General features: G+C 71.6%; 25 protein-coding genes and 1 tRNA gene. 19 read left to right on the top strand and 7 right to left on the bottom strand.

The window, feature by feature from the left end:
• Positions 1 to 50: 50 nt before the first annotated feature.
• The 4 genes from ACI2K4_RS30050 to ACI2K4_RS30035 all read left to right on the top strand — a co-directional run bounded on the left by ACI2K4_RS30050 (position 51) and on the right by ACI2K4_RS30035 (position 4,177).
• Complete coding sequence (locus ACI2K4_RS30050; protein ID WP_404516220.1) at positions 51 to 1,133, top strand: iron chelate uptake ABC transporter family permease subunit; 1,083 nt, start codon at positions 51 to 53, stop codon at positions 1,131 to 1,133.
• Positions 1,130 to 2,182 (top strand): FecCD family ABC transporter permease, encoded by a 1,053-nt coding sequence (locus ACI2K4_RS30045; protein WP_404516218.1) that lies wholly within the window; start codon positions 1,130 to 1,132, stop codon positions 2,180 to 2,182. The genes ACI2K4_RS30050 and ACI2K4_RS30045 overlap by 4 nt, the downstream gene beginning before the upstream one ends.
• Complete coding sequence (locus tag ACI2K4_RS30040) at positions 2,179 to 3,057, top strand: ABC transporter ATP-binding protein (protein ID WP_404516216.1); 879 nt, start codon at positions 2,179 to 2,181, stop codon at positions 3,055 to 3,057. The genes ACI2K4_RS30045 and ACI2K4_RS30040 overlap by 4 nt, the downstream gene beginning before the upstream one ends.
• A 94-nt stretch (positions 3,058 to 3,151) precedes the next feature.
• On the top strand, positions 3,152 to 4,177 hold the full coding sequence (locus tag ACI2K4_RS30035) for an ABC transporter substrate-binding protein (RefSeq protein WP_404516214.1): 1,026 nt from the start codon (positions 3,152 to 3,154) through the stop codon (positions 4,175 to 4,177).
• A gap of 41 nt (positions 4,178 to 4,218) precedes the next feature.
• Here the strand turns inward: ACI2K4_RS30035 and ACI2K4_RS30030 are convergent, their stop codons facing one another.
• On the bottom strand, positions 4,219 to 5,469 hold the full coding sequence (locus tag ACI2K4_RS30030; protein ID WP_404516212.1) for a hypothetical protein: 1,251 nt from the start codon (positions 5,467 to 5,469) through the stop codon (positions 4,219 to 4,221).
• 170 nt (positions 5,470 to 5,639) lie between these two features.
• On the opposite strand from ACI2K4_RS30030, the gene ACI2K4_RS30025 reads away from it, so the two are divergent.
• The gene (locus ACI2K4_RS30025; RefSeq protein ID WP_404516210.1) at positions 5,640 to 6,647 is read left to right on the top strand and encodes a TatD family hydrolase; all 1,008 of its coding nucleotides are present in this window, start codon (positions 5,640 to 5,642) and stop codon (positions 6,645 to 6,647) included.
• Between the two features lie 64 nt (positions 6,648 to 6,711).
• Here ACI2K4_RS30025 and ACI2K4_RS30020 read toward each other — a convergent pair whose 3' ends face one another.
• On the bottom strand, positions 6,712 to 7,830 hold the full coding sequence (locus ACI2K4_RS30020; RefSeq protein ID WP_404516208.1) for an Lrp/AsnC family transcriptional regulator: 1,119 nt from the start codon (positions 7,828 to 7,830) through the stop codon (positions 6,712 to 6,714).
• Positions 7,830 to 8,048, bottom strand: a complete 219-nt coding sequence (locus tag ACI2K4_RS30015; RefSeq protein WP_404516206.1) for a hypothetical protein — start codon at positions 8,046 to 8,048, stop codon at positions 7,830 to 7,832. The genes ACI2K4_RS30020 and ACI2K4_RS30015 overlap by 1 nt, the downstream gene beginning before the upstream one ends.
• A gap of 203 nt (positions 8,049 to 8,251) precedes the next feature.
• Here ACI2K4_RS30015 and rsmA point away from each other — a divergent pair, with 203 nt between their 5' ends.
• From rsmA to ACI2K4_RS29990, 5 genes are all read left to right on the top strand, one after another.
• Complete coding sequence (gene rsmA, locus ACI2K4_RS30010) at positions 8,252 to 9,121, top strand: 16S rRNA (adenine(1518)-N(6)/adenine(1519)-N(6))-dimethyltransferase RsmA (RefSeq protein WP_404516204.1); 870 nt, start codon at positions 8,252 to 8,254, stop codon at positions 9,119 to 9,121.
• An 87-nt stretch (positions 9,122 to 9,208) separates the two neighbouring features.
• Positions 9,209 to 10,165: a 4-(cytidine 5'-diphospho)-2-C-methyl-D-erythritol kinase gene (locus ACI2K4_RS30005; RefSeq protein WP_404516202.1), complete on the top strand. Its 957-nt coding sequence runs from the start codon at positions 9,209 to 9,211 to the stop codon at positions 10,163 to 10,165.
• Positions 10,166 to 10,308: 143 nt separating this feature from the next.
• The gene (locus ACI2K4_RS30000; RefSeq protein ID WP_404516200.1) at positions 10,309 to 12,138 is read left to right on the top strand and encodes an ABC-F family ATP-binding cassette domain-containing protein; all 1,830 of its coding nucleotides are present in this window, start codon (positions 10,309 to 10,311) and stop codon (positions 12,136 to 12,138) included.
• A gap of 138 nt (positions 12,139 to 12,276) precedes the next feature.
• Positions 12,277 to 12,735, top strand: a complete 459-nt coding sequence (locus ACI2K4_RS29995; protein ID WP_404516198.1) for a DUF4383 domain-containing protein — start codon at positions 12,277 to 12,279, stop codon at positions 12,733 to 12,735.
• Positions 12,736 to 12,856: 121 nt separating this feature from the next.
• The gene (locus tag ACI2K4_RS29990) at positions 12,857 to 13,333 is read left to right on the top strand and encodes a DUF4383 domain-containing protein (RefSeq protein WP_404516196.1); all 477 of its coding nucleotides are present in this window, start codon (positions 12,857 to 12,859) and stop codon (positions 13,331 to 13,333) included.
• A gap of 79 nt (positions 13,334 to 13,412) precedes the next feature.
• Here ACI2K4_RS29990 and ACI2K4_RS29985 read toward each other — a convergent pair whose 3' ends face one another.
• Positions 13,413 to 14,099, bottom strand: a complete 687-nt coding sequence (locus tag ACI2K4_RS29985) for a TetR family transcriptional regulator (protein WP_404516194.1) — start codon at positions 14,097 to 14,099, stop codon at positions 13,413 to 13,415.
• A gap of 52 nt (positions 14,100 to 14,151) precedes the next feature.
• Positions 14,152 to 15,123, bottom strand: coding sequence for an acyl-CoA desaturase (locus ACI2K4_RS29980; protein WP_404516192.1), 972 nt, complete (start codon positions 15,121 to 15,123; stop codon positions 14,152 to 14,154).
• Positions 15,124 to 15,298: 175 nt separating this feature from the next.
• On the opposite strand from ACI2K4_RS29980, the gene ACI2K4_RS29975 reads away from it, so the two are divergent.
• The 9 genes from ACI2K4_RS29975 (at position 15,299) to ACI2K4_RS29935 (ending at position 23,904) form a co-directional block, all read left to right on the top strand.
• Positions 15,299 to 16,168, top strand: a complete 870-nt coding sequence (locus ACI2K4_RS29975; RefSeq protein WP_404516190.1) for a helix-turn-helix domain-containing protein — start codon at positions 15,299 to 15,301, stop codon at positions 16,166 to 16,168.
• Between the two features lie 13 nt (positions 16,169 to 16,181).
• Positions 16,182 to 16,253: transfer RNA gene (locus ACI2K4_RS29970), tRNA-Gln, on the top strand.
• A gap of 110 nt (positions 16,254 to 16,363) precedes the next feature.
• Positions 16,364 to 17,923, top strand: a complete 1,560-nt coding sequence (gene glmU / locus ACI2K4_RS29965) for a bifunctional UDP-N-acetylglucosamine diphosphorylase/glucosamine-1-phosphate N-acetyltransferase GlmU (protein ID WP_404516189.1) — start codon at positions 16,364 to 16,366, stop codon at positions 17,921 to 17,923.
• Between the two features lie 49 nt (positions 17,924 to 17,972).
• A complete protein-coding gene (locus ACI2K4_RS29960) occupies positions 17,973 to 18,953 on the top strand; it encodes a ribose-phosphate diphosphokinase (RefSeq protein ID WP_363601916.1) in 981 nt (326 codons plus the stop codon).
• 337 nt (positions 18,954 to 19,290) lie between these two features.
• Positions 19,291 to 19,986 (top strand): 50S ribosomal protein L25/general stress protein Ctc, encoded by a 696-nt coding sequence (locus ACI2K4_RS29955; RefSeq protein ID WP_404516187.1) that lies wholly within the window; start codon positions 19,291 to 19,293, stop codon positions 19,984 to 19,986.
• A gap of 76 nt (positions 19,987 to 20,062) precedes the next feature.
• The gene (gene pth / locus ACI2K4_RS29950; RefSeq protein ID WP_404516185.1) at positions 20,063 to 20,653 is read left to right on the top strand and encodes an aminoacyl-tRNA hydrolase; all 591 of its coding nucleotides are present in this window, start codon (positions 20,063 to 20,065) and stop codon (positions 20,651 to 20,653) included.
• Between the two features lie 127 nt (positions 20,654 to 20,780).
• Positions 20,781 to 21,617 carry a 3'(2'),5'-bisphosphate nucleotidase CysQ gene (locus ACI2K4_RS29945; RefSeq protein WP_404516183.1) on the top strand — a complete coding sequence of 279 codons (837 nt, stop codon included), beginning with the start codon at positions 20,781 to 20,783 and terminating at the stop codon, positions 21,615 to 21,617.
• 74 nt (positions 21,618 to 21,691) lie between these two features.
• Positions 21,692 to 22,603, top strand: a complete 912-nt coding sequence (gene cysD / locus ACI2K4_RS29940; protein ID WP_404516181.1) for a sulfate adenylyltransferase subunit CysD — start codon at positions 21,692 to 21,694, stop codon at positions 22,601 to 22,603.
• Positions 22,603 to 23,904, top strand: a complete 1,302-nt coding sequence (locus ACI2K4_RS29935) for a sulfate adenylyltransferase subunit 1 (protein WP_404516179.1) — start codon at positions 22,603 to 22,605, stop codon at positions 23,902 to 23,904. Before cysD ends, ACI2K4_RS29935 begins: the two co-directional genes overlap by 1 nt.
• Positions 23,905 to 23,963: 59 nt before the next feature.
• Here ACI2K4_RS29935 and galK read toward each other — a convergent pair whose 3' ends face one another.
• The gene (gene galK, locus ACI2K4_RS29930) at positions 23,964 to 25,148 is read right to left on the bottom strand and encodes a galactokinase (RefSeq protein WP_404516177.1); all 1,185 of its coding nucleotides are present in this window, start codon (positions 25,146 to 25,148) and stop codon (positions 23,964 to 23,966) included.
• The gene (gene galE / locus ACI2K4_RS29925) at positions 25,145 to 26,134 is read right to left on the bottom strand and encodes a UDP-glucose 4-epimerase GalE (RefSeq protein WP_404516174.1); all 990 of its coding nucleotides are present in this window, start codon (positions 26,132 to 26,134) and stop codon (positions 25,145 to 25,147) included. The genes galK and galE overlap by 4 nt, the downstream gene beginning before the upstream one ends.
• Between the last annotated feature and the right edge of the window lie 189 nt (positions 26,135 to 26,323).

Genomic DNA, 26,323 nt, shown 5'->3' with positions numbered 1-26,323 from the left:
GTGGCGGGGGTCTTGCGTCCTGAAGCTTAGGTCAGGCTAACCTAACCCCCGTGTCCACCGATGTCGGTCTTCCCAGCCTGGCGCCAGTCCAGCCACCACCCGCACCGCCGAACGAGCGACACTCGTCGCGGCGCCGGGCGGTGAGCGGGCGGCTGGCCGGGCTGGTGCTCGCGATCGCCGTGGTCGCGGTGGTGGCGCTGCTCAGCCTCGCGGTCGGGGCGAAACCGATCCCGCTCGGCACGGTTGTGCACGAACTGTTCCAGCCCAGCGGCTCCGACGACGCGGGCATCGTACGGGGCCTGCGGATACCGCGTACGCTGCTCGGACTCGCCGTCGGAGCAGCGCTCGGCCTGGCCGGCGCGCTGATGCAGGCCCTCACCCGCAACCCGCTCGCCGACCCCGGACTGCTCGGCGTGAACGCGGGCGCGGCGGCCGCCGTGGTCACCGCGATCGGCCTGCTCGGTGTCACCAGCCCGATCGGGTACGTCTGGTTCGCCCTGCTCGGCGCCGCGCTCGCCGCCACCGTGGTCTACCTGCTCGGCTCCGGCGGGCGCGGCACCGCCACCGCCGTCCGGCTCACCCTCGCCGGCACGGCGATCACCGCCGCGCTCACCGGCTACATCTCCGGGCTGGTGCTGCTCGACCCGAGGGCGTTCGACGGATACCGGTTCTGGTCCGTCGGCAGCCTCGCCGGGCGGGACCTGTCGGTGCTCGCCGCCGTCGGCCCGTTCCTGCTCGCCGGGGCGGTCTGCGCGCTCGCGCTGGCCCGACCGCTGAACGCGCTCGCACTCGGCGAGGAGAGCGGCCGGTCGCTCGGCGCGCACCTCGGACGTACCCGGGGGGTCGGGGTGCTCGCGGTGACCCTGCTCTGCGGCGCGGCGACCGCCGCGCTCGGACCGATCGCGTTTGTCGGGCTGACCGTCCCGCACGTCGCGCGCGCCCTGGTCGGCCCGGACCAGCGCTGGATCCTGCCGTACTCGATGGTGCTGGCACCGATCCTGCTGCTCGGCGCGGACGTCATCGGCCGGATGATCGCCCGTCCCGGTGAGGTCGAGGTCGGCATCGTCACCGCGTTCGTGGGAGCGCCGGTGCTGGTCGCGCTGGTCCGCCGGACCCGGATGGCGCACCCGTGACCGCCCCGCTGTCCCCGCCCCGTCGGCTGCGGGTGCTCGGTGGACGGGTCAGCCTCCGGGTCGACCGCCGGGCCAGCCTGGTCTGCGTCGGGCTGGCCGCGCTGGCCGTCGTCGTCGGGGTGTTCAGCCTGGGCACCGGCGACTACCCGATCCCGGCCGTCGACGTGGTCCGCACCCTGCTCGGCCACGGCGACCCGGCGCTCGACTTCATCGTCCGGGAACTGCGGCTGCCGCGCCTGCTCACCGCCGTACTGGTCGGGGTGGCGTTCGGGGTCGGTGGGGCGCTGTTCCAGAGCATGTCGCGCAACCCGCTCGGCAGCCCCGACGTCGTCGGCTTCGACACCGGCGCCGCCACCGGCGCACTGGTGGTGATCGTGCTGATCGGCGGCAGTGGCGGTCAGGTCGCGATCGGTGCCGTGGTCGGCGGGATCGTCACCGCGATGCTGGTCTACCTGCTCGCGGTCGGGCGCGGCGGACCGGGCTTCCGGCTCATCCTGATCGGCATCGCCGTCGGCGCGCTCGCTGCCTCGGTCAACGCCTATCTGATCACGCGGGCCGAGTACACCGACGCCCGCGAGGGCACCCTCTGGCTCACCGGCAGCCTCGACGGTCGCGGCTGGGAACAGGTACGTCCGCTGGCCGTGGTCCTGCTGGTGCTGCTGCCGGTGGCCCTGTACCTCGGTCGTGAGCTGCGATTCCTCGAACTCGGCGACGAGGCGGCGCGGGCGCTCGGGGTGCCGGTGGGACGTACCCGGCTCGGCGTGGTGCTGGTCGGCGTCGGGCTGACCGCCACCGCGACCGCCTCGGCCGGACCGATCGCGTTCATCGCCCTGACGGCCCCGCAGGTGGCGCGGAGGCTGACCCGCGCGGACGGGCCGAACGTGGTCGCGTCGGCGGCCACGGGCGCGGCCCTGCTGCTGGTCAGCGATCTGGCCGCGCAGCGCCTGTTCCACCCCGTCACCCTGCCGGTCGGGGTGCTGACCGCCGGCATCGGCGGGCTCTATCTGGCCGGGCTGCTCGCCCGGCAATGGCGGAAGGGACTCGGATGACCGGCTCGACAAACGACCTGCTGGCCCCGGCCACGGCAGCCGCCGACACGTCCGGCACACGGTCCGACGACCGGGCCGGTACGACCAACCGACTGAGCTGTCTGGACGCCACGCTCGCGTACGACCAGCGGATCGTCGCCGAGTCGCTGAGCGTGTCGGTGCCGGACCACTCCTTCACCGTCCTGGTCGGACCGAACGGCTGCGGCAAGTCGACCCTGCTGCGGGCGCTGGCCCGGCTGCTCGTACCCCGCCGGGGCACCGTGCACCTGGACGGACGGTCGATCCACGAACTGCGGGCGAAGGAGGTCGCGCGCCGGCTCGGGCTGCTGCCGCAGACCATGCTCGCCCCGGACGGCATCACCGTGCTGGACCTGGTCGCCCGGGGTCGTTATCCGCACCAGGGGTTGCTGCGCCAGTGGTCGCCCGGCGACGAGAGCGCGGTGACCGAGGCGATGGCGGCGACCAACGTCACCGACCTGGCCGGGCGGTACGTGGACGAGCTCTCCGGCGGGCAGCGGCAACGGGTCTGGCTGGCCATGGCGCTGGCCCAGCAGACCCCGATCCTGCTGCTCGACGAGCCGACCACCTTCCTCGACATCGCCCACCAGATCGAGGTGCTGGACCTGGTCGCCCGGCTCCGCGAGGAACAGGGCCACACCCTGGTCGCGGTGCTGCACGACCTCAACCACGCCTGTCGGTACGCCACCCACCTGATCGCCATGCGCGACGGCCGGGTGGTGGCCGAGGGCGCGCCGACCGACATCGTCGACGCGGAACTCGTCCAGGAGGTCTTCGGCCTGCCCTGTCGCGTGATCGCCGACCCCGAGTCCGGCACCCCACTGATCATCCCGAAGGCCCGGCGCGCCGCACGGTAGCCGCGCGTCCCTGCGCGTCCTGGGATAGCCCCGCGCGTTCGCGGCTGGCCGCGTCCGAACCGAACCCGACCGACACACCGACGACTGGAGAACCATGTCCCCGCACCTTCTGACCCGTCGTGGCTTCCTGCGCGGCGCCACCGCCACCGGCGTACTGCTCGGCCTGGCCGCCTGCGGCGACTCCGGGTCCACCGCCGGCACCGGCGACGGCGCGTCCGGTGGCGCGCGACCGTTCCGCTACACCGACGGCCGCGGCACCACGGTCGACCTGGCCGCCCGCCCGACCCGGGTGGTCGCGCAGAGCAGCGCCGCCGCCGCGCTCTGGGACGCCGGCTTCCAGGTCACCGGCGTGTACGGGGAGTTGGGCACCACCGACGGCAAGCTCAACTACCAGGCCGGCAACATCGACCTGGGCAAGATCGAGGTGGTCGGCAAGACGTACGGCGAGTTCAACCTGGAGCGGTACGCCGCACTGCGTCCGGAACTCCTGGTCGACCTCTCCTTTGACGACAAGACCCTCTGGTACGTCCCACAGGGCAGCGCCGACAAGGTGTACGCGCTGGCGCCCTCGATCGGCATGAAGATGCCCGGCCTCGACCTGCCGGCGATCATCGAGAACTTCATGGCCCTCGCCGGGCAACTCGGTGCCGACCCGGACGCGGCGCCGGTGCAGGCCGCCCGGACCGGGTTCCAGAGCGCGGTCGACGAGGTCAAGGCGGCGATCGCGGCCAAGCCGGGACTGCGCGTGCTGGCCGTCTCCCGTGATCCGGCCAAGCTCTACGTCGCCGACCCCGACGCGCACCCCGACCTGAAGCACCTGGCCTCGCTCGGGGCGAAGTTCGTCACCCCGTCCCGCCCGATGAAGCCCGGTGAGTACTTCGAGGAGGTGAGCTGGGAGCAGGCCGGTCGTTACTCCGCCGACGTGGTCGTCTACGACGGGCGGGAGGTGCCCACGGTGGCGGAGACCGTTGAGAAGATCGCCACCTGGACCAACCTGGATGCGGTCAGGGCCGGGCAGGTCTACCGGTGGCAGCCGGCGGCCCCGTACAGCTACGCGGCGAGCGCGCCGATCTACCGTGACGTCGCGGGCTGGCTGAACAAGGCCAAGCCGCTGGGCTGAGCCGGGTGAGCCGGTGTGAGCCGCCTGCCGTACGGTCGGGGTCAGCGGCCGTACGGCAGGTCGATCAGCCGGTCGTCGTTGACCTCCTGTGCCGGTGCCCAGGATTCGTAGATGCCGCGCTCGTAGCACTGCGCGCCGCAGATCGCGATGCTGTCCGGGTTGGGACGGCACAGCCGCAGCCGCAGCCAGCCGGTCTCCTCGCCGAGCACCAGGCAGAGCACACCCCGCCAGGTCGCGTACCGGGCCCGACGGCGGACCCCCTCGACCGGGTAACGCGCCGCCCGGGTCATCGCCAGCACCCGGAAGCCGCCCGGCAGGTCGGCGATCGCCTCGTACTCCTGCCCCTGGTAGTCGCCGACGAGCTGGGTGGTCCGGGCGACCTTGCCGATCGGCACGTACTCCTGGTCCGGTGAGACACCCGGCGCCGCCGCGAGCAGGTGCCGCCAGCGCGGCCCGGCCATCCGCAGCCAGCCGCGCTGCTCCGGCTGGTACGTGTAGAGCACCACCTCGTCGCCGGCCGGCGAGTACGCCACCAGGGCGGCGTTCGCCGGCAACGGCAGGTCGGCCATGTCCCGGGTGACGAACTCCGGGATCAGGTGCCGCCCGCTCGGGGTGAAGCCGGTGCCCAGCACCGGTGGCCCGACCCGGTCGTGCGGCGGGATCGCCACCAGGCCGGCGTGTCGGTCGCCCCCGGGTATGTCGTAGTCGATCGCGTCGATCGCCCGCCACCGCAGCACGTAGACGACGTCCGCGCCGTCCCGCCCGGCCTCCGGGTCGGTACGCAGCAACGCCAGGTCGGCCGGGGTACGCAGGTGGGCGATGTCGTACTCGCGGTAGCAGAAGCCGTACGGCAGCCAACCGCGCAGGTGGCCGGCGAGCTGGCGGGCGGAGAGCACCTTGACCATCGGCGTGCCCTGCCCGATCACCGCCGAGTGGCGCACGCTGGCCAGGAGCGGGTCGTCGGCCCCGGCCGTGGTCTGGCTGAGCTGGTGGATGTCGTCCCAGTTGCGGGCGCGGCTCAGCGGTGCCGTCAGCGGCCGTTCCAGCTCCGGATCGCCACTCGACCGGGGGCCGTAGACCGCGCTGATCTCGCTCGCGTGCACGAACCGGTGCCACGGTCGACGGGCGTCGGGCCGGGGGTCGCGGGTGAAGCCGGTCAGTTCCTCGTTACTGAACAGTTCGTAGGCCGCGCCCCGGGCCAGTTCCTCGGCCGGGTACGTTGCCCCGGCATACGTCACCACCAGCCCGGCCGGCGCCTCGGGCACGTCCCGTGTTTGAGGGGTGACGCTCATGCGCGCGACGCTAGGAGGGCTCCGTGCCGTCCAGGTGAACGGCGGGTAACTGACAGGGACTGCGACCGAAGGGCCGGTCAGGGGCCACCGGACGGAGTGTTCCATCGGCCGGGTGGCCGAGCCACGATCGGCTCACCGGGTACGCCACGGCCGGTCGCGCCGGATGTGTGATGCTGACCGGGATGACTGAGCCGACCGAATCCCGCCGGCAGCGGGCTGCCCGCCGGGCCGGGGAGTTCCCGCCCGCGCCGGAGCCGCTGCCCCTGCCCGTGCTGGACAGCCACACCCACCTGGACATCACCGTGACCGAGGCCGGCGTACCGGGTGTCCGGCCCGGTGCCGCCGCAGCCGCAGCCAGCCCGGCCCCGACGTCCCGCCCGGGTGTCGGTGAACCCGTCGACGGCCCGATCGACGGCCCGATCGACAAACCGGGTGAGAACCCGGCCGACGACCCGGTCGCGGCGCTGATCGCCGCCGCCGCCTCGGTCGGGGTCGACCGGCTGGTCCAGGTCGGAGTGGACGTGCCGTCGTCGCGCTGGGGTGCCGAGGCAGCCCGCCGTTACCCGGCGGTGCTCGCCGCCGTCGCCCTGCACCCCAACGACGCCCCGCGCCTGCCCGACCTCGACGAGGCGCTGCGGGAGATCGAGGCGCTCGCCGGGCAGGAGCGGGTACGCGGCATCGGTGAGACCGGAATGGACTTCTTCCGTACCGGCGACGAGGGCAGGGCGGCACAGGAGCGGAGCTTCCGCGCGCATATCGACATCGCCAAGCGGTACGGCAAGGCGCTGATCATCCACGACCGGGACGCGCACGCCGACGTGCTGCGGATCCTCGACTCCGAGGGCGCGCCGGAAACCGTGGTGCTGCACTGCTTCTCCGGCGACGAGGAGTTCGCCGTCGAATGTGTACGGCGCGGTTTTGTGCTGAGCTTCGCCGGCACGGTCAGCTTCGGCAGTGCCGGTGCGCTGCGGGCGGCGGCCCGGTCGACCCCGCTCGACCAGTTGCTGGTGGAGACCGACGCCCCGTACCTGACGCCGATGCCGCACCGGGGTCGGCCGAACGCGTCGTACCTGATCCCACTGACCGTCCGTACCCTCGCCGAGGCGACCGGCGCGGACCTGGACAAGCTCTGCGCGGCCATCTCCGCCACCGGCGACCGCATCTTCGGCCCCTGGTGAAAGGAAGGGCCCCTTGTTATCGCTTTCTGTATAGGAAGGGGCCCTTCCTAACACCTGTGGCGAGTCAGGTGCGGCGGGCGGGAATTCGGGTGGACCGGCGGATGCCGCGCGCGGAGCGGGGCCGGGGCAGTGTGGTGCCGTCGTCGGAATCGGTGCCCGGGCCGCCGGTGGCGTCGACGGGGCGGGCCGTCGGGTCGGTCGGGGTGCCGCCTATGCGCCGGGCCGCCCACGGGGTGACCACGAATCCCCGCTTCACGGTGAGCAACTCCACCCCGGCGACCCAGGACCGTACCCCGTCGATCCGGGCCAGCGTCCGGGTGGTGAACTCGAGCACGTCGCCGTGCGTCGGCAGGATGACCTCGCACATCAGCGACTCCTGCCCCAGGGTGGCAGCGACGTAGCGCACACCGGGCAGGCCCGCGAGTTCGCGGGCCACCGCGTCCAGCCGGGCCGGGGCGACCGAGAGCCAGAACAGCAACTCCGCCTCGAAGCCGAGGGCCGCCGCCGGCACCAGCGTGATCACCTGTACGCAGCCCGCGCCGTACAACGACTCGAACCGCCGCCGTACGGTGCTCTCGCTGACCCCGAGCCCGAGCGCGACGCCGTGGAAACTGGTTCGCCCGTCCTGGCGCAGGGCGGCGACGATCCGCTCGTCGACCTCGTCGAGATGGGTCGGCGGGCAGTTGTGTACGGGTGGCGTCACCGGGGCGGCGTTCCCGTCGAGCAGCCGCCGGCTCCACTCGTGGTCCGACTTGTACGTGTGCAGCAGCAGGTCGGCAACGGTGGCCTGCACCCCCGCGATGCGCTGTACGGCGGTGAGCACGCCGTGCATGCTGCTCCCGGCCGGCACGAGCACCTCGGCGACCAGGTCGTGCACACCGGTCATCACGGCCACGAACCGCACCTCCGGTCGGGCGGCCAGCGCCCGCGCGGTCGGGAGTTGGCTGCCCGGTGCGCAGCGGACCCGGACGATCAGGAGGTCGGTCGGGCCACCGCCCGGCTGCGGTGCCACCGCGACCCGGACCAGGCCGTCGGCGATCAGTTGCTGGGCCCGGCGGGCCACGGTGGTCACCGAGGTTCCGATCAACGCCGCGATCTCGGTCCAACTCGCCCGGCCGTTGGCCTGGAGGGCGGCGACGATGCGTCGATCGGTCGGGTCGAGGTCGTACGGGCCGCCGGGCATCAGGTGGCCACGACGATCGACGTTGCCGTGAGGACCGGCGGGGTCGCATCGGTCGAGGTGGCCGTGAGGACCGACGGGGTGACGTCGGTCGAGGTGGCCGCGAGGACCGACGGGGTCACCACGGTCGCCGGGGCCGCGACGATCGACGAAGTGGCGGGTGCCGGCGCCGCGATCGTGCTGCCAACCGCCGGGGATGTCATCGGGTTCGGTCGTTCCACGGGGACCAGCGTGGAGTACGGACCGCCGGTCAGCAACGGTGACATGTCATATTTTCGAGTAGTTCATCATGAAAGTAGAGTTGTACGCGACGGGATCGAACCGGCCGCCAATAGGGTCGGGTAGCCCTGGTCGCGGCGTGGCGCGTCCACCGTCGGCGACGTACCGGCCGCCGGTGCGGCGCCGCACCGTAGGCTCTGGCCTCATGACCGGACTCCTCGGCCCGGCGGAGATCCGCGAACTGGCCGCCCGACTCGACGTGGCGCCGACCAAGAAACTGGGCCAGAACTTCGTCCACGACCCGAACACGGTGCGACGCATCGTCGCCGCCGCCGACCTCACCCCGACCGACGTGGCGCTGGAGGTCGGCCCCGGGCTCGGCTCGCTCACCCTGGGGCTGATCACCGCCGCCGCGCACGTACACGTCGTCGAGATCGACCCGACGCTGGCCGCCGCGCTGCCGGCGACCGTCGCCGAACGGAGCCCGGACCTGGCCGGCCGGCTCACCGTGCACCACGCCGACGCGCTCCGGACCACCGGCGCCGCGCTGGGCGAACCGGCGCCGACCGCGCTGGTCGCCAACCTCCCGTACAACGTGGCCGTGCCGGTGGTGCTGCACCTGCTCGCCGAACTGCCCAGCCTCCGCACCGGGCTGGTGATGGTGCAGAAAGAGGTCGCCGACCGGCTGGTCGCCGGTCCCGGCTCCAAGACGTACGGCATCCCCTCGGTCAAACTCGCCTGGTACGCGCACGCGCGCGGCGCCGGCAAGGTCCCGCCGAACGTCTTCTGGCCGGTACCGAACGTCGACTCCGGCCTGGTCGCCTTCACCCGACGCGAGCCGCCCCGCGCCGACGTACCGCGGGAGCGGGTCTTCGCCGTGGTGGACGCCGCCTTCGCGCAGCGGCGCAAGACCCTGCGCGCCGCCCTCGCCGGCTGGGCCGGTGGCGCCGCCCACGCGGAACGGGTGCTCGTCGCGGCCGGCGTCGACCCCGGGGCGCGGGGCGAATCGCTCACCGTGGAGCAGTTCGCCGCGATCGCCGCGTCGGCCCCGGCCGCCCCGGACCGTGCCGAGTAGGCTGTCGCCCGTGCTCGCAACGAGGCCCGTGCCGTACCCACCCGACGCCGCCGCGACGGTGGCGTCCCGGGTCCCGGGCCGTGCCCGGTGACCGAGGCATGGCGGCCGGACGACGATGACGAACGGGCCCGACGCGGAGCGACCGGCCCGGTCAAGGTACGCGTCCCCGCGAAGATCAACCTGCATCTCGGGGTCGGCCCGCTGCGCCCCGACGGCTACCACGAACTCAACACCGTCTACCACGCCATCGCGCTCCACGACGAGCTGACCGCCCGGCGTGGCGACACCCTCACCCTGACCATGGAGGGCGAGGGCACCGGGGAGCTGGCGCTGGACGAGGAGAACCTGGTCATCCGGGCCGCCCGCGCCCTCGCCGACCGGGCCGGGGTCCCCGCCCACGCCCGGCTGCACCTGCGCAAGCAGATCCCGCTCGCCGCCGGGCTCGCCGGTGGCAGCGCCGACGCCGCCGCCGCCCTGGTCGCCTGCGACACCCTCTGGGGCACCAACCTCTCCCGCGACCAGCTCGCCCTGATCGCCGCCGACCTCGGCTCCGACGTGCCCTTCCTGGTCTACGGCGGCACCGCACTTGGCACCGGGCGCGGCGAGACGGTCAGCCCGGTACTGGCCCGACCCACCACCTGGCACTGGGTGGTCGCGATCGCCGACGGGGGCATCTCCACCCCCGCCGCCTACCGCGAACTCGACCGGCTGCGGGCCGACGGCGCCGCCCCACCCCCACTGCCCCTGGCGGACGGGCTGCTCGCCGCGCTCCGCCAGCGCAACCCGTCCGTGCTCGCCGCGAATCTCGGCAACGACCTCCAGGCCGCCGCCCTGTCGCTGCGCCCGGCCCTGGCCGCCACCCTGAAGGCCGGCGAGGCCGCCGGGGCGCTCGCCGGCATGGTCTCCGGCTCCGGCCCCACCTGCGTCTTCCTCGCCGCCGACGGCAACAGCGCCGCCCGGATCGCCGACGAGCTGGAAGCCGCCGGGGTCTGCCGGGCCGCCCGCACCGCCACCGGCCCGGTTCCCGGCGCCCGGGTGATCTGACCGGCCACCGGCCCGGTTCCCGGCGCCCGGGTGATCTGACCGGCCGACGGGCACCCCACCCGCGTAGGCTTGACACACTCCAGGCGTCCCCTCGTGCCGGTCAGACCGGCCCCGGGGCGCCTTTGATCATGAAAGGTGGGCTCGTGGCCAACATCGTCAACCTGGACCGGGCGTCCAAGGGCTATGGCGCGGCCGGGCAACTGCTCACCGACGTGTCCCTCGGCCTCGACGACACCGACCGGATCGGTGTGGTCGGGCTCAACGGGGCCGGCAAGTCGACCCTGCTCCGGCTGCTCACCAAGATCGAGGAACCGGACAACGGCCGGGTCACCCACCGCCGAGACCTGCGGGTCGCCTGGCTGCCACAGACGCTCAACCTGGACGCCGACGCGACCGTACGGGACGTGGTGCTCGGCACCGCCTGGCTCGACCAGAGCATGGGCGCCGAGCACGAGTGGGCCGGCGACGCTGGCGTACGAGCCATTCTCGACGGGCTCGGCATGCCGTACCTCGGGCTCGACCAGCCGGTCGGACCGATGTCCGGCGGCGAACGGCGACGGGTCGCGCTCGCCGCCCTGCTGGTCCGCACCGCCGACCTGCTCATCCTGGACGAGCCGACCAACCACCTCGACGTCGCCGGGGTCGACTGGCTGGCCCGGCACCTGGTCGGCCGCCGGGGCGCACTGGTCGTCGTCACCCACGACCGCTGGTTCCTCGACGCCGTCTGCACCACCACCTGGGAGGTCGCCGACCAGACCGTACGGGCCTACGAGGGCGGCTTCGCCGCCTGGACGCTGGCCCGGGCGGAACGGGAACGGGTCGCCGCCGCCACCGAGGCCCGCCGGCAGAACCTGCTCCGCAAGGAGATCGCCTGGCTGCGCCGGGGCCCGCCGGCCCGGACCTCCAAGCCCCAGTTCCGGATCGACGCGGCGAACGCGCTGATCGCCGACGTGCCACCGCCGCGCGACACCATGTCGCTGCAACGGATGGCCACCTCCCGGCTCGGCAAGCAGGTGTACGACCTGGCGGACGTCACCCTCAAGGCCGGTCCGAAACTGATCCTGGACGACCTCACCTGGCAGGTCGGACCCGGTGACCGGATCGCCATCGTCGGCGCCAACGGGGCCGGCAAGACCACGCTGCTGCGCCTGCTCGCCGGGGTACGCGAACCCGAGGCCGGACGGATCACTATCGGCTCGACCGTACGCCCGGCCTTCCTCTCCCAGGAACTCTCCGAACTGCCCAACCAGCTCCGGGTGCTGGAAGCGGTCGAGGAGGTGGCCCGCCGGGTGGTGCTCGGCGACCGCGAACTCGCCGCCAGCCAACTCGCCGAGGTGTTCGGCTTCGACGACCGTCGACTCTGGACCCCGGTCGGCGACCTCTCCGGAGGCGAACGCCGCCGGTTGCAGATGCTGCGGCTGCTCGCCGCCGAGCCGAACGTGCTCCTGTTCGACGAACCCACCAACGACCTGGACACCGACACCCTCGCCGCACTCGAGGACCTGCTCGACTCCTGGCCCGGCACGGTCATCGTGGCCAGCCACGACCGGTACCTGATCGAGCGGGTCACCGACGTGGTCTACGGCATGTTCGGCGACGGCCGTCTGGTCCACCTTCCCGGCGGCATCGACGAATACCTCACCCGGGCCGCCTCCGGCCAGGGCCGGACCGCCGCGACCGGCGCCTCGGCGGCCACCCCCGCCCCCGGCGACAACGGTCGGGCCGCCGCCGAGGGTCCCGCCACGCTCAGCGCCGCCGAGGTACGACTGGCCAAGAAGGAACTGAGCAAGCTGGAACGGCAGATCGGAAAGCTCGAACAGCGCGAGGCCGCGCTGCACGACCAGCTCGCCGAGCACGCCACCGACTACGCCAAGGTCGCCGAACTGGACGGCCAACTGCGCACGGTACGAGCCGAACGCGAACAGATTGAGGAGACCTGGCTCGCCCTCGCCGAGCAGGTCCCCGGGAACTGAGGCGCACCGCCGGGCGGTCCGGCGGGTCACCCGAGGAGGACCAGGACGGCACGCGGCCGGGCGTGTGCGGCGTCACACCCACGCATGCGGGACAATCGTTGACGACCCTCACCGGAACGGCGTTGGAGAGTTACGACTATGGCCCACAACCCCGTCAACCACCCCGCGCGGCCGATCTACCGCGCGATCGGTGGACTGACCGGCCTCTACCTGGTCATCTTCGGTGTCCTCGGGCTCATCGAGACCAGCGGCAGCGAACTGTTCGTCCAGGACCAGACCACCACCGTGCTGGGGCAGGGGACCAACCTCGGCCACTCGGCGCTCGCCGCGGTGCTCGGCCTGATCACCCTGATCGCCACCGGCGTCGGCCGCAACGTCGACGCCGCGGTCAACAAGTGGTTCGGCTACCTGCTGATGGTGGTGTCGCTGGCCGGCCTCGCGGTCATCCGGACCGACGCCAACTACCTGAACTTCACCGTCGCCGGGGTCGTGGTCACCATGTTCCTCGGGCTGGTGCTGCTGATGGCCGGCATGTACGGCCGGGTCGGCTCCGAGGACGAGGCACGGGCCTGGCGGGACGGCCGACTGGTGCTCTGAGCGGGTTCCGCGCCGGGAATCGGGGCCGCATCGGACGGCCCTGATCCGCGTTCCCCGGAAACGCCTCCCCGACCTGGGTGACAATTCGGAAGAATCATCACCCGTACGGGAGGAGAGGTCGATGGCACACATCCCCATCAACCACCCGGCGCGCCCGCTCTACCGGGTCCTCTCCGGGCTCGTCGGGCTCTACATCCTGATCTTCGGGATCTTCGGCCTGGTCGAGACCGCCGGCGAGGACCTCTTCGGCCGCAGCGGCGACTACGCCCTCGGACTCCGTACCAACCTGGCCTTCTCGCTGGTGTCGATCCTCTTCGGGATCGTCATCATCATCGGTGCGATTCAACGCGGCAACCTCGGCCACTTCATGAACCTGACCGCCGGGGTGGTCTTCCTGGTCGTCGGACTCGTCATGCTGACCGTGCTCCAGACCGACGCCAACATCCTCAACTTCTCCATCGCCACGGTCGTGGTCTCGATGATCTTCGGCCTGGTGATGCTCGCCACCGGCCTCTACGACAAGGTCGGGCCGCCGGAGCACGCCGCGGAGGAGCGGCGCTACCGGCGGGCCGCGTCGTCCGAGACCTCACCCGGCTGACCCGGTACGTCGCCCGCTCCGGTACGTCGCCTGCCCCGGTCTGCCCCGCCCCGCCGAGCCGGGATTGGATGACACCCGATCAGCGACCCCGACGGGTCAGCAACGTCGGCTTCGCCTCCAGGTGCGAAAGCCCGTGCCAGGCCAGGTTGACCAGATGCGCCGCCACCGTCTCCTTGCGCGGCTTGCGCACCTCCAGCCACCAGCGGCCGGTCAGAGCCACCATGCCGACCAACGCCTGCGCGTACAACTCGGCCAGCTTCGGGTCGTAACCACGGCTCTTGAACTCCGCCCCCAGAATGTGCTCCACCTGGTGTGCCACGTCGTTGAGCACGCTGCTGAAATTCCCCGTCGCCGACATCACCGGCGACTCCCGGACCAGCACCCGGAACCCGCTGGTCTCCTCCTCGATGTAACCGAGCAGGGCCAACGCGGCCTGCTCCAGCAACTCCCGGGGATGACCGGCCGTCAGCGCGGTCGCCACCCGGTCCAGCAACGCCCGGACCTCCCGGTCGACGACAACCGCGTAGAGGCCCTCCTTGCCACCGAAATGCTCGTAGACCACCGGCTTGGAGACCTTCGCGCGCGATGCCACCTCCTCGATGGAGGTGGCATCAAAACCGCGCTCGGCGAAGATCTGTCGCCCGATGGAAATCAATTGCTCACGGCGCTGCGCCGCGGACATCCGTACCCGGGAATTCGGCTTGGCCGGCGCCGTCGGCGGTCGCCCCCGCCCGTTGCCCCCGCTCGTGCTCGGGCTATCTGTCACCCGGCCATCCTGCCAGGTGGCGCCACCGGGGAAGCGCTCCGGCGCGGCACGGTCACTGGGAAGCGGCCGGTTTAACCAGTTTCGCCGCGATCCGTTCCGGCTTCGGCCAACGTACGTCAAACGCCGCACCGACCTTCTCGAAAGCCCAGATCACCCGGGCCGAGATGTCCACCTGGCCGCGCAGCACCCCGTGCCGGGCGCAGGTCGGGTCGGCGTGGTGCAGGTTGTGCCAACTCTCCCCGAAGGAAAGGACCGCCAGCGGCCAGAAGTTAGACGCCTTGTCACCCTGACGCACCTCGAACGGACGCTCACCGTAGACGTGACAGACCGAGTTGATCGACCAGGTCACGTGGTGCAGCAGCCCGACCCGGACCAGCCCGGCCCAGAAGAACGCGGTCAGCGCGCCCTGCCAGGACCAGGTCACCAGACCACCGATCGCCGCCGGGGTGAGCAACGAGATGGTCACCAGCAGCGGGAAGAGCCGGTCGACCCGGCTGATGTCCTTGTCCGCCAGCAGGTCCGGCGCGAACCGCGCCCGGTTGGAGAGCTCGCGGTGGAAGAGCCAACCCATGTGGGCGAAGAAGAGGCCCTTGGTCAGCCCCCAGACGCTCTCGCCGAACCGCCACGGCGAGTGCGGGTCGCCCTCGACGTCGGAGAAGGCGTGGTGGCGGCGGTGGTCGGCCACCCACTGGGTGATGTTGCCCTGGACCGCGAACGAACCCGCCACCGCGAGGGTCACCCGGAGCCACCGCTTGGCCTTGAACGAGCCGTGGGTGAAATAGCGGTGGAAGCCGACCGTGATACCGAGCCCGGCGACCACGTACCAGACCGCGCCGATCGCGATGTCGGTCCAGGTCAGCCAGCCGCCCCAGGCCACCGGCACGGCGGCGAGGAGGGCGATGAACGGGATGATCACGAAGGACCAGAGGGCGATCAGGATGCCCACCGGCTGCTTGCCCTCGGTGAGCGGCTTGGGGCCTCTGTCGGCGGTCGCGGCGGGTGGTTCGGTCAGGGTGGTCGACATGGCACCTCGATGAGTGGGACGGGGATGAGATCACGAAGTTACGCCTACGTCACCGTAACTTACGGCACCGTAAGTCGCCATGGGTGAGATCCTGGGAGTTCCCTACGGGGTCTTGACAAAACGTGTCGTACGTCTGTCCTAACGTGCTGCTCATGAGCGATTCGGCACCCCGTCCATGAGCGACGAACTGGCCGCCGAGGCGCGGCGGCTGCGTACCGCCGAAGGCCTTTCCCTGGCCCAGATCCGGGCCCGTCTCGGCATCGGCAAGGACCGGTTGTACGACCTGCTGCGCGGCGTCCCGCCGCCCGAGTGGACCCGGCGCCCGAACGCCAAGGACGACCTGCGCGCCGAAGCGCTCCGGTTGCGGGGAGAGGGTTGGTCGGTCACCGACATCGCGACCGAGCTCGGGGTCGCCAAGTCGACCGCGTACCAGTGGGTGCGGCACCTGCCGCTGGACCCCGACTCGGAGCGGATCCGTGTGCGGCAGGCTCACTCGCGGCGGATGACCGACGCCCGTTGGGCGGAGCATCGGCGGGAGCGGGACGAGCGGCAGGCGGCGGTACACGCGGACGAGCTCGACCGGGTCGGCTCGCTCGACGAACGGGATCTGCTGCTGCTCGGTGCGGCCGTCTACTGGTGCGAGGGGAGCAAGTCGAAGCCGTGGCGGCGCAACGACCGTCTGACCTTCACCAACAGCGACCCCGGGCTGGTGGCGCTCTTCCTGTGGTTCCTGGAGTCGTGCGGGGTGGATCGCGCTACGCCCAGCTACCGGGTGAGCATTCACGAGTCGGCGGACGTCGAGGCGGTGACGTCCTGGTGGATCGAGACCCTGGGCATCCCCGCCGAGCGGGTGCGGGCGCCCACCCTGAAGCGGCACCGGTCAACCACGAACCGGCGCAACACAGGTGCGACATACCGTGGCTGCATGGTGATTGACGTGCCGGGGAGCAGGGAACTGTACTGGAGGATCGAAGGCGTCAACAGGGCGCTCGCCGCACAGGCACTGAAGCGATTCGGTGAGGTCTCGGCGGAGGCGCTACGCTGACACTGCTTTACCTTCGGCCGTGGTGTAATTGGCAACACCCGGGTCTTTGGTACCCGTATTTCAGGTTCGAACCCTGGCGGCCGAGCTGTCCCCTTAGGTCCGATTTATTCGGTCTGGGGGAACCCGGCGACCGGTCCCCGGTACGCGGTTAGCATGGGGCCGCAGACTGCCAACCGCTCTGACGGGAGCTTCCTCGTGTCCCAGCCCCGCGTCCGCACGATCGTCGTCCTCGCCGCTGGTGAGGGCAAGCGGATGAAGTCGGCACTGCCCAAGGTCCTGCACCCACTGCTCGGCCGTACCCTGCTCGGTCACGTGCTGGCGGCCGCCGCGCCGCTCGCCGCCGACCGTACGCTGGTCGTGGTCGGCCACGGCGCGGACCAGGTCTCCGGGCACCTGACCGAGGTGGCGCCGGACGCCAGCCCGGTCCTCCAGGCCGAGCAGCGGGGCACCGGCCACGCCGTACGGATCGCGCTGGACGCCGTACCGGACCAGGCAGGCACCGTGATCGTGATCAACGGCGACGCGCCGTTGCTCCGTCCCGAGACGGTCAAGGCACTGGTGGAGGCGCACGAGTCGGCCGGCGCCGCCGCGACCGTGCTCGCCGCCGAGGTCGGCGACCCGACCGGCCTGGGGCGGATCGTCCGGGACGAGGCGGGGCGGCTGGAGCAGATCGTCGAGGAGCGTGACGCGAGCCCGGCCCAGCGCGCGATTCGCGAGATCAACGCCGGCATCTACGCCTTCGACGCGGCCCGGCTGCGGGACACCCTCGGCAAGCTGTCGACCGACAACGACCAGGGCGAGGAGTACCTCACCGACGTCTTCGGCCTGCTGGTCGCGACCGGTGAGCCGGTGGGCGTGCACGTGGCCGCCGACGCCACCGAGACCCTCGGCTGCAACGACCGGGTCGAACTCGCGAGTCTCCGTACGCTGCTGCGGGACCGGGTGAACACGGCCTGGATGCGGGCCGGGGTGACGCTGCTCGACCCGGCGACCACCTGGATCGACGTCACGGTGACGCTCGACCGGGACGCGGTGGTGGACCAGAACACCCAACTTCGCGGGGTGACCACGGTCGGGGCGGAGGCCGTTGTCGGCCCGGACGTGACCCTGATCGACACGGCCGTCGGCGCCGGGGCGACGGTGCTTCGCAGCCACGCGGTGAGCGCGGAGATCGGTCCCCGGGCGAGCGTCGGTCCCTACGCCTACCTGCGCCCGGCCGCCCGACTTGCCGAGCAGGCAAAGGTCGGTACGTTCGTGGAGGTGAAGAACTCCGACGTCGGGGCGGGCGCCAAGGTGCCGCACCTGTCGTACGTGGGTGACGCCTCGATCGGCGCGCGGGCGAACATCGGCGCGGCGACGGTCGTGGTCAACTACGACGGGGTGGCCAAGCACCGTACGACGGTGGGTGAGGCGGCCTTCGTCGGCTGTGACACGACCCTGATCGCCCCGGTCGAGGTGGGGGCCGGGGCGTACGTCGCGGCGGGGAGCGCGATCGACAAGGACGTGCCGCCGGGGGCGCTGGGGGTGGCCCGGGGCAGGCAGCGCAACATCGAGGGTTGGGTCGCCCGTCGTCGGGCCGGGACCCGCTCGGCGGAGGCGGCGGAGCGGGCCCAGGCCGGGGCGCCGAGGGCGCAGGACGGGTCGGCGGAGGACACACGGCTCGGCGGCGGCAGCGCAAGCCAGGGTGAGGCAATCCACGCGACGACCGATGCGGGTGGCGCCGGCCCGGCCAAGGGAGATACTGCAACCGAATAGTCCCTGGTCCACCGCCAGGCACCACCGACCAACGGGAGCAGACGAGCCGATGGGCAGCATCGTCGCCGAAAACCGCAAGAGCCTGATGCTCTTCTCCGGGCGGGGCTTCCCCGAGTTGGCGAAGGAAATCGGCGAGGTACTCGGGGTGGCGCCGACCCCCTCGGACTCCTACGAGTTCGCCAACGGCGAGATCTTCGTACGGTTCAAGGAGTCGGTGCGTGGTTCGGACGCGTTTGTCGTCCAGTCCGTGACCCACGGGGTGAACCGTTGGGTGATGGAGACCCTGATCATGGTCGACGCGCTGAAGCGCGGCTCGGCGAAGCGGATCACGGTCGTCCTGCCGTTCTATCCGTACGCGCGGCAGGACAAGAAGCACCGGGGGCGGGAGCCGATCTCGGCCCGGCTGGTGGCGGACCTGTTGAAGACGGCGGGTGCGAACCGGATCCTCACCGTGGACCTGCACACGGCACAGATTCAGGGTTTCTTCGACGGGCCGGTGGATCACCTGTTCGCGATGGACATCCTGGCCGAGTACGTCGAGCGCCAGTACGCCGGACGGCCGATGACCGTGGTGGCGCCGGATTCGGGTCGGGTCCGGGTGGCGGAGCGGTGGACGGACCGGCTGGGTGGTTGCCCGTTGGCGTTCATCCACAAGACCCGTGACCCGCTCAAGCCGAACCAGGTGGTGGCCAACCGGGTGGTCGGTGACGTGGAGGACCGGGTCTGCCTGATCGTCGACGACATGATCGACACGGGTGGCACGATCCGCAAGGCGGCGGACATCCTGTACGACTCGGGTGCCTCGGACGTGATCGTCGCCTCGACCCACGCGCTTCTCTCCGACCCGGCGACGGAGCGGTTGAAGAACAGCCGGATCAGTGAGGTGATCGTGACCAACACGCTGCCGTTGCCGGCGGAGAAGCAGTTGGACAAGATCACCGTACTGTCGATCGCGCCGTTGCTGGCGCGGGCGATCCGCGAGGTCTTCGACGACGGTTCGGTGACCACGCTCTTCGGCGGTCTCAGCTAGGCGCGGTCGCGGGTGCTCCCGGTGGGGGACGTGCCGGCGCTGCCGGGCGGCTCGTCACCGGGTGCCGCGGGGGTGCTTTCCGGGCGGTCCCGGGTGGTGGTGACACTCGGGCGTGGTTACCTGGGGTACCGGCTGAATGCTTCGTGGGACCTCGGGTAGAATAGTGCGGTTGCCACGGCGAGGGTGCCCAGCGGGCCGCTGACAGAAGCGCCGCACGGAGGGCCCGTCATCGACGCGGTGCTCCGGGGAGTGCTCTGCACGCAGAGCCCCAGCGAGCCCCTCGCCCCAGCACCGCCAGCCGACGTTCCGCCGTAGCGACGATATCAGGAGTTTCCCCGTGTCCGAGGTAAAGATCAGCGCCGAACCCCGTACCGAGTTCGGCAAGGGTGGTGCCCGTCGTACCCGTCGGGCCGGCAAGGTGCCAGCCGTGCTGTATGGCCACGGCGAGGCCCCCAAGCACATCGCGCTTCCGGCGCGTGAGTTCGCCGCGGCGATCCGCCGTGGTGGCGCGAACCAGCTCTTCGCGATCGAGGTGAGCGACGGTTCCCAGGCGCTCGCGCTGCCGAAGGCGATCCAGCGTGACCCGATCAAGGACACCTTCGAGCACGTCGACCTGCTCCTGGTCCGGCGGGGCGAGAAGGTCACGGTCGAGGTTCCGGTGCAGCTCGTCGGCGAGCCGGCCCGCGACACCCTGGTGATGCACGAGCACGACACCCTCGCGGTGAGCGCGGACGCGACCCGGCTGCCGGATCACCTGGAGGTCTCGATCGAGGGCCTGGAGGCCGGCTCGCAGGTCACCGCCGCCGACGTGAAGCTGCCGCAGGGCGCGGAACTGGTGGCGGACCCGGCTTCGGTGCTCGTGGTGATCACCGCCGCGCCGACCGCCGAGCAGCTCGAGGCCGAGGGTGCCGGGGTGGTCGAGGAGGCTCCGGCCGAGGAGGCCGAGGAGGCTGCCGAGGGCGAGGAAGCCGCCGAGGGCGAGACCGCCGAGGCGACCGAGGGCGAGCAGGCTGGGGCTTCGGCCCAGGCCTGAGCGTTGTCGTGACACAGGCGCCCCCGACCGGGTCGGGGGCGCCTGTTCCGTACCGGTGGAGCGCAGGGAGACAGGTGTGTCGGACGAGGCGTATCCGTGGTTGGTGGTCGGGCTGGGTAACCCCGGTCGGGAGTACGCCGGCAACCGGCACAATGTCGGCTTCATGGTCGCGGACCTGCTCGCCTCCCGGGTGGGTGGGAAGTTCGGTCGGCACAAGCGCGCGGTGGCGGATGTCGCCGAGGGGCGGCTCGGGTTCGGCGGGCCGAAGCTGGTGCTGGCGAAGCCGTTGACGTACATGAATCTCTCTGGTGGTCCGGTGGCGGCGCTGGCCCAGTTCTTCAAGGTCCCGGCGGCGCAGGTGGTCGCGGTCCACGACGAGCTGGACATTCCGTACGGGCAGCTCCGGGTGAAGATCGGTGGCGGCGAGGGCGGCCACAACGGGCTGCGGTCGATGTCGAAGTCGTTGGGGACGAAGGAGTATCTCCGGGTCCGGGTCGGGATCGGTCGGCCGCCGGGCCGGCAGGACCCGGCGGACTACGTGCTCTCGGACTTCTCGACCGTGGAGCGCAAGGAGTTGGAGTTCCAGGTCGACCGGGCCGCCGACGTGGTGGAGTCGGTGATCGTCCGGGGGCTGGAGTGGACCCAGAACGCGTACCACAGCGCCTGAGGCCGGTCGGGTCGGCGGTAGGGTGCCGGACAGGGTCCGGGACGCGGGTTCCGTCGGCTGAGGAGGCGGTCAGTGTGATCGTTCGTGGTGTGGTGGCTCGGGTCGCCCCGACCGGGGGAGCGCGCTGATGGCCACCCCGCCGGTGATCGACGGCGCCTTCGCGCGCTGGTTGGCCGCGCGGGCCGGGGACGCGTTGATGGAGTTGCGGGCCGAGATGGGGCACGCGGATCCGGGGGCGTTGAAGGCGGCCGGTGACAAGGTCTCGCACGATCTGCTCCGTACCGAACTGGCCCGTTGGCGGCCGGCGGACGCGGTGCTGTCCGAGGAGGACGAGGGGGCACGTCGGGCCTGGTCGACGGAGCTGGGGCCGGCGGCGCCGCCGAGGTTGACCGCCGACCGGGTGTGGATCATCGATCCGTTGGACGGGACCCGGGAGTTCTCCGAGGAGGGCCGGTCCGACTGGGCGGTGCACGTGGCGCTCTGGGCGCGGGCGGCGGCCGGGCACGGGCTGGTCGGTGGGGCGGTGGCGTTGCCCGCCCAGCATCGGGTGCTCGGCACCGACCATCCGCCGGCGTACCCGCCGATGACCTTGTTGGCGGCGACCTCGCCGGGTGGGCGGACGATCCGGTTGGCGGCGAGCCGGAGCCGGCCGCCGGCCTTCCTGACCGAGGTGGCCGACGAGGTCGGCGCGGAGCTGGTGCCGATGGGGTCGGCCGGCGCGAAGATCGCCGCGGTGATCAGCGGTGAGGTCGACGCGTACGTGCACGCGGGTGGCCAGTACGAGTGGGATTCGGCGGCACCGGTGGCTGTGGCGACGGCCACCGGTTTGCACGCTTCCCGAATCGACGGTTCTGCGCTGAAATACAACGAGGCTGATCCGCGCTTGCCGGATCTGGTGGTGTGCCGGAAAGATCTTGGTACCCGGCTGCTCGCGGCGTTGCGGCGGCATCTACGGGTAACGTAGGCCCAGACTCCTGGAGCCAACCGACCGGAAAGGTCTGGAATGCGCATGGGCGGCGGACGCAGCGGGCGCACCACATGAGCGGCACGGCGGCGTACAGGGTGTCGCATCTGGACGCACTCGAAGCCGAGAGCATCTTCGTCATCCGCGAGGTGGTGGCCGAGCTGGAACGCCCGGTCCTGCTGTTCTCCGGGGGCAAGGATTCGATCGTCATGCTCCGGCTGGCGCAGAAGGCGTTCGCCCCGGCCCGGATCCCGTTCCCGGTGATGCACGTCGACACCGGGCACAACTTCGCCGAGGTGCTGGAGTACCGGGACCGGCGCGTGCGTGAACTCGGCCTGCAACTGGTGGTGGCGAGCGTGCCGGAGGCGCTGGAGTCCGGCCTGGTCCGGGAGGCGGCCGACGGCACGCGCAACCGGATCCAGACCCCGGTGCTGCTGGCGGCGGTGGAGAAGTACCGGTTCGACGCGCTTTTCGGCGGCGCCCGGCGGGACGAGGAGAAGGCCCGGGCCAAGGAGCGGGTGTTCAGCTTCCGGGACGACTTCGGCCAGTGGGACCCGAAGAACCAGCGCCCCGAGCTCTGGTCGCTCTACAACGGTCGGCACCACCCGGGCGAGTCGATCCGGGTGTTCCCGCTCTCCAACTGGACCGAGCTGGACATCTGGCACTACATCGCGCGGGAGGCGCTCGCGCTGCCGTCGATCTACTACGCGCACCAGCGTGAGGTGATCGAGCGCGACGGCATGCTGTACGCGGTGAACGAGTTCATCCAGCCCCGGGGGGCGGAGAAGCCGTACGTGGCCCGGGTCCGCTACCGCACGGTCGGCGACGCCTCGTGCACCGCGGCGGTGCTCTCCGAGGCCGACACGGTGGAGTTGGTGATCGAGGAGGTCGCCGCGACCCGGATCACCGAGCGCGGGGCGACCCGGGGCGACGACCGGGTGAGCGAGGCCGCCATGGAAGACCGCAAGCGGGAAGGCTACTTCTGATGAGCGTCACCGTGGTCGCCGAGAGCGGGCCGGTCGAGGGCCGGGCGATGGACCTGTTGCGGTTCGCCACCGCGGGCAGTGTGGACGACGGCAAGTCGACCCTGATCGGGCGGCTGCTCTACGACACCAAGTCGCTCTTCACCGACCAGTTGGCCGCGGTCGAGGCGGTCAGCGCGGCCCGGGGCGACGAGTACACGAACCTGGCGTTGCTCACCGACGGCCTGCGGGCCGAGCGGGAGCAGGGCATCACCATCGACGTGGCGTACCGCTACTTCGCCACCCCCCGGCGAAAGTTCATCATCGCCGACACCCCCGGGCACATCCAGTACACCCGGAACATGGTCACCGGCGCGTCAACGGCCGACCTGGCGCTGATCCTGGTCGACGCCCGCAAGGGGCTGGTCGAGCAGTCCCGCCGGCACGCGTTCCTCTGCTCCCTGCTGCGAGTGCCGCACCTGGTCCTCTGCGTGAACAAGATGGACCTGGTGGACTGGTCGCAGGAGGTGTTCGAGCGAATCTCGGACGAGTTCACCGCGTTCGCGGCCAAGCTGGAGGTGCCGGACCTGACCGTGGTGCCGATCTCGGCGCTGCACGGTGACAACATCGTCAGCCGGTCCGAGCACACACCTTGGTACGAGGGGCCGTCGCTGCTGCACCACCTGGAGCGGGTGCACATCGCCTCGGACCGGAACCTGGTCGACGTCCGGTTCCCGGTGCAGTACGTGATCCGGCCGCAGTCGACCACGGTGACCGACTACCGGGGTTACGCCGGGCAGGTCGCCTCCGGCGTACTCAAGCCGGGTGACGAGGTGATGGTGCTGCCGTCCGGTCTCACCAGCCGGATCGCCGGGATCGAGACCGCCGACGGGCCGGTCGCCGAGGCTTTCCCGCCGATGTCGGTGACGGTCCGGCTGGCCGACGAGATCGACATCTCCCGGGGTGACCTGATCTGCCGTCCGAACAACGCGCCGACGGTGGCCCAGGACATCGAGGCGATGATCTGCTGGATGGACGAGAGCCTCCCGCTGCGCACCGGCGCCAAGTACGCGATCAAGCACACCACCCGGACGGCCCGGACGGTCGTACGCGGGCTGCACTACCGGCTCGACGTGAACTCGTTGCACCGGGACGAGTCCGCCACCGAGTTGGGACTCAACGAGATCGGCCGGGTGCGGCTGCGTACCACGGTGCCGTTGCTCGCCGACGAGTACCGGCGCAACCGCACCACCGGAGGCTTCATCCTGATCGACGAGACGACCAACCGTACGGTCGCCGCCGGGATGATCGTCGACGCCGCCTGAAGTGCAAGGAAGGGCCCCTTGTTAACGCTATGCGTTAACAAGGGGCCCTTCCTTGCACTTCAGGGGAGGCGGTGGGCGCCGGAGGCGGGGAGTGCGAGCCAGGAGCGGGGGGCGGTGAAGCCCCGTTCGGCGTACGCCCTGGTCACCTCGGTCGCCACGTTGTCCGCCTGGTCGGCGTCGACCAGGGCCAGTACGCAGCCGCCGAAACCGCCACCCGTCATCCGGGCGCCGTAGGCCCCGGCGGAGAGGGCTGCCTCGACCGCCACGTCGACCTCCGGCACGGTGATCTCGAAGTCGTCGCGCATCGAGACGTGCGAGGCGGTCAGCAGTGGGCCGATCTCGCGTACCCGACCGGCGCGGAGCAGGTCGACGGTGTCCAGCACCCGCTGGTCCTCGGTGACGACGTGCCGTACCCGGCGCCGGATCATCGGGTCGTCGAGCCGGGCCAGGGCGGCGTCGAGTTCGTCGCCGGCCACGTCCCGCAGCGCCGGTACGCCGAGCGCCCGGGCGCCCGCCTCGCAGGCCGCGCGGCGGGCCCGGTACTCGCCGCTGACGTGCTGGTGCGGCGCCTGGCTGTCCACCACGAGCACGGCCAGCCCGGCCGAGTCGAGGTCGAACGGGATCTGCTCCACCGCCAGCGACCGGCAGTCCAGGAAGAGAGCGTGCCCGGCCCGGCAGCGGATCGACGCGGACTGGTCCATGATCCCCGACGGGATGCCGACGTACGCGTTCTCCGCCCGTTGGGCCAGTCCGGGCCGGTCGTCCACCGGCAGGTCCAGCCCGCCGAGGTCGGCCAGCGCGGTGAGCACCGCCGACTCCAGCGCGGCGGAGGAGGAGAGCCCGGCGCCGAGCGGCACCTCGGAGGCGATCGCCAACCGGGCACCGGGCACGTCGAAACCGGCGTCGCGCAGTGCCCAGACGGTGCCGGCGACGTACGCGCCCCAGCCCTTGACCGTGCCCGGCTCGGTCACGTCGTCCGGGCCGAACTCGATCCGCTCGCCGGACTGCTCGGACCAGACCGTCCAGCCGGGTCCACCTGTGGCGGTGGCGGCGACGACGGTCTGTTGCGGCAGGGCGAACGGCAGTACGTAGCCGTCGTTGTAGTCGGTGTGCTCGCCGATCAGGTTGACCCGGCCCGGGGCGGCCCAGCGGCCGGCGGGCGGGTCGCCGTACTGCGAGGTGAAGCCGTCGGTGGCGCGGGCCGCGACGTCCGCTGCGGCCCGGTGCTGGTCCTCGCCGCTCATTCGGCGGGCTCGGTGAGGATGTGGGAGCGGTAGAAGCTCCAGGCGTCGGTGACCATGTCGGCCAGGGTCGGCTTGGCCGGCACCCAACCGAGTTCGGTCCGGGCCCGCTCGGAGGAGGCGACCAGGGCCGCCGGGTCACCCTCGCGGCGCGGGGCCATCTCGACCGGCAGCGGGTGGCCGGTGACCTCGCGGACCACCTCGACCACCTGCCGGTTGGAGAACCCGTTGCCGTTGCCCAGGTTGTAGACCCGGTGCTCGCCCGGGGTGGCGGCGTCGAGCGCGAGCAGGTGGGCGCGGGCCAGGTCCTCGATGTGGATGTAGTCGCGGACGCAGGTGCCGTCGGCCGTCGGGTAGTCGTCGCCGAAGAGTTGCAGCTTCTCCCGGCGGCCGGCGGCGACCTCCAGCGCGATCGGGATCAGGTGGCTCTCCGGGTCGTGCCGCTCGCCGAGCGCCCGGTCCGGGCGGATGTACGCCCCGGCCACGTTGAAGTAGCGCAGCGAGACCGCGCCGAGCTGGTGCGCGATCGCCTCGGAGGTGAGGGCCATGTCGACGGCGAGCTTGGTGGCACCGTACGTGTTGGTCGGTGCCTTGACCGCGTTCTCGGTGATCGGCAGCTCGGTCGGGTTGCCGTAGACGGCGGCGGTGGAGGAGAAGACGAACCGCGGTACGCCCGCGGCGCGTACCGCGTCGATCAGGGCGAGCGAGCCGACGGTGTTGTTCTCCCAGTAGATCTCCGGTCGGACCATCGACTCGCCGGCCGCGATCAGTGCCGCGAAGTGCAGCACCCCGTCGAAGCCCGCGTCCGGGGTGAGCACCTGGGCGGCGTCGTGGATCCGGGCCTGGACGAAGGTCGCCTCGGGGGCGAGCGCCTCGACGTGGCCCGTACGCAGGTCGTCCAGGACGACCACCTGGTGTCCGGCATCGATCAGTAGCCGGGTGACGATGCTGCCGATGTAGCCCGCGCCGCCGGTGACGAGCAGTTTCACGTGGTGTGCCCTCCCTGACTCCGACCGCCGGGGTGTGTGCGCCGCGCACGCGAGGACCCCGGGGGTGTGCGGGACAGATTACGGGCGTCGCCGGAGCTGGGTGACGCCTGTGCGGTCCCATCACGTTCAATCATTATCCAACAGAGTCGAACATGCCACTCGCCGGACGCCATGTCCCCACCGTGTACC

The organism is Micromonospora sp. NPDC050397, assembly GCF_044901685.1.
Classification (GTDB): Bacteria; Actinomycetota; Actinomycetes; order Mycobacteriales; family Micromonosporaceae; genus Micromonospora_G.
The sequence above is the reverse complement of the archived record's forward strand: the minus strand, read 5'-3'. Positions and strand labels throughout refer to the sequence as shown.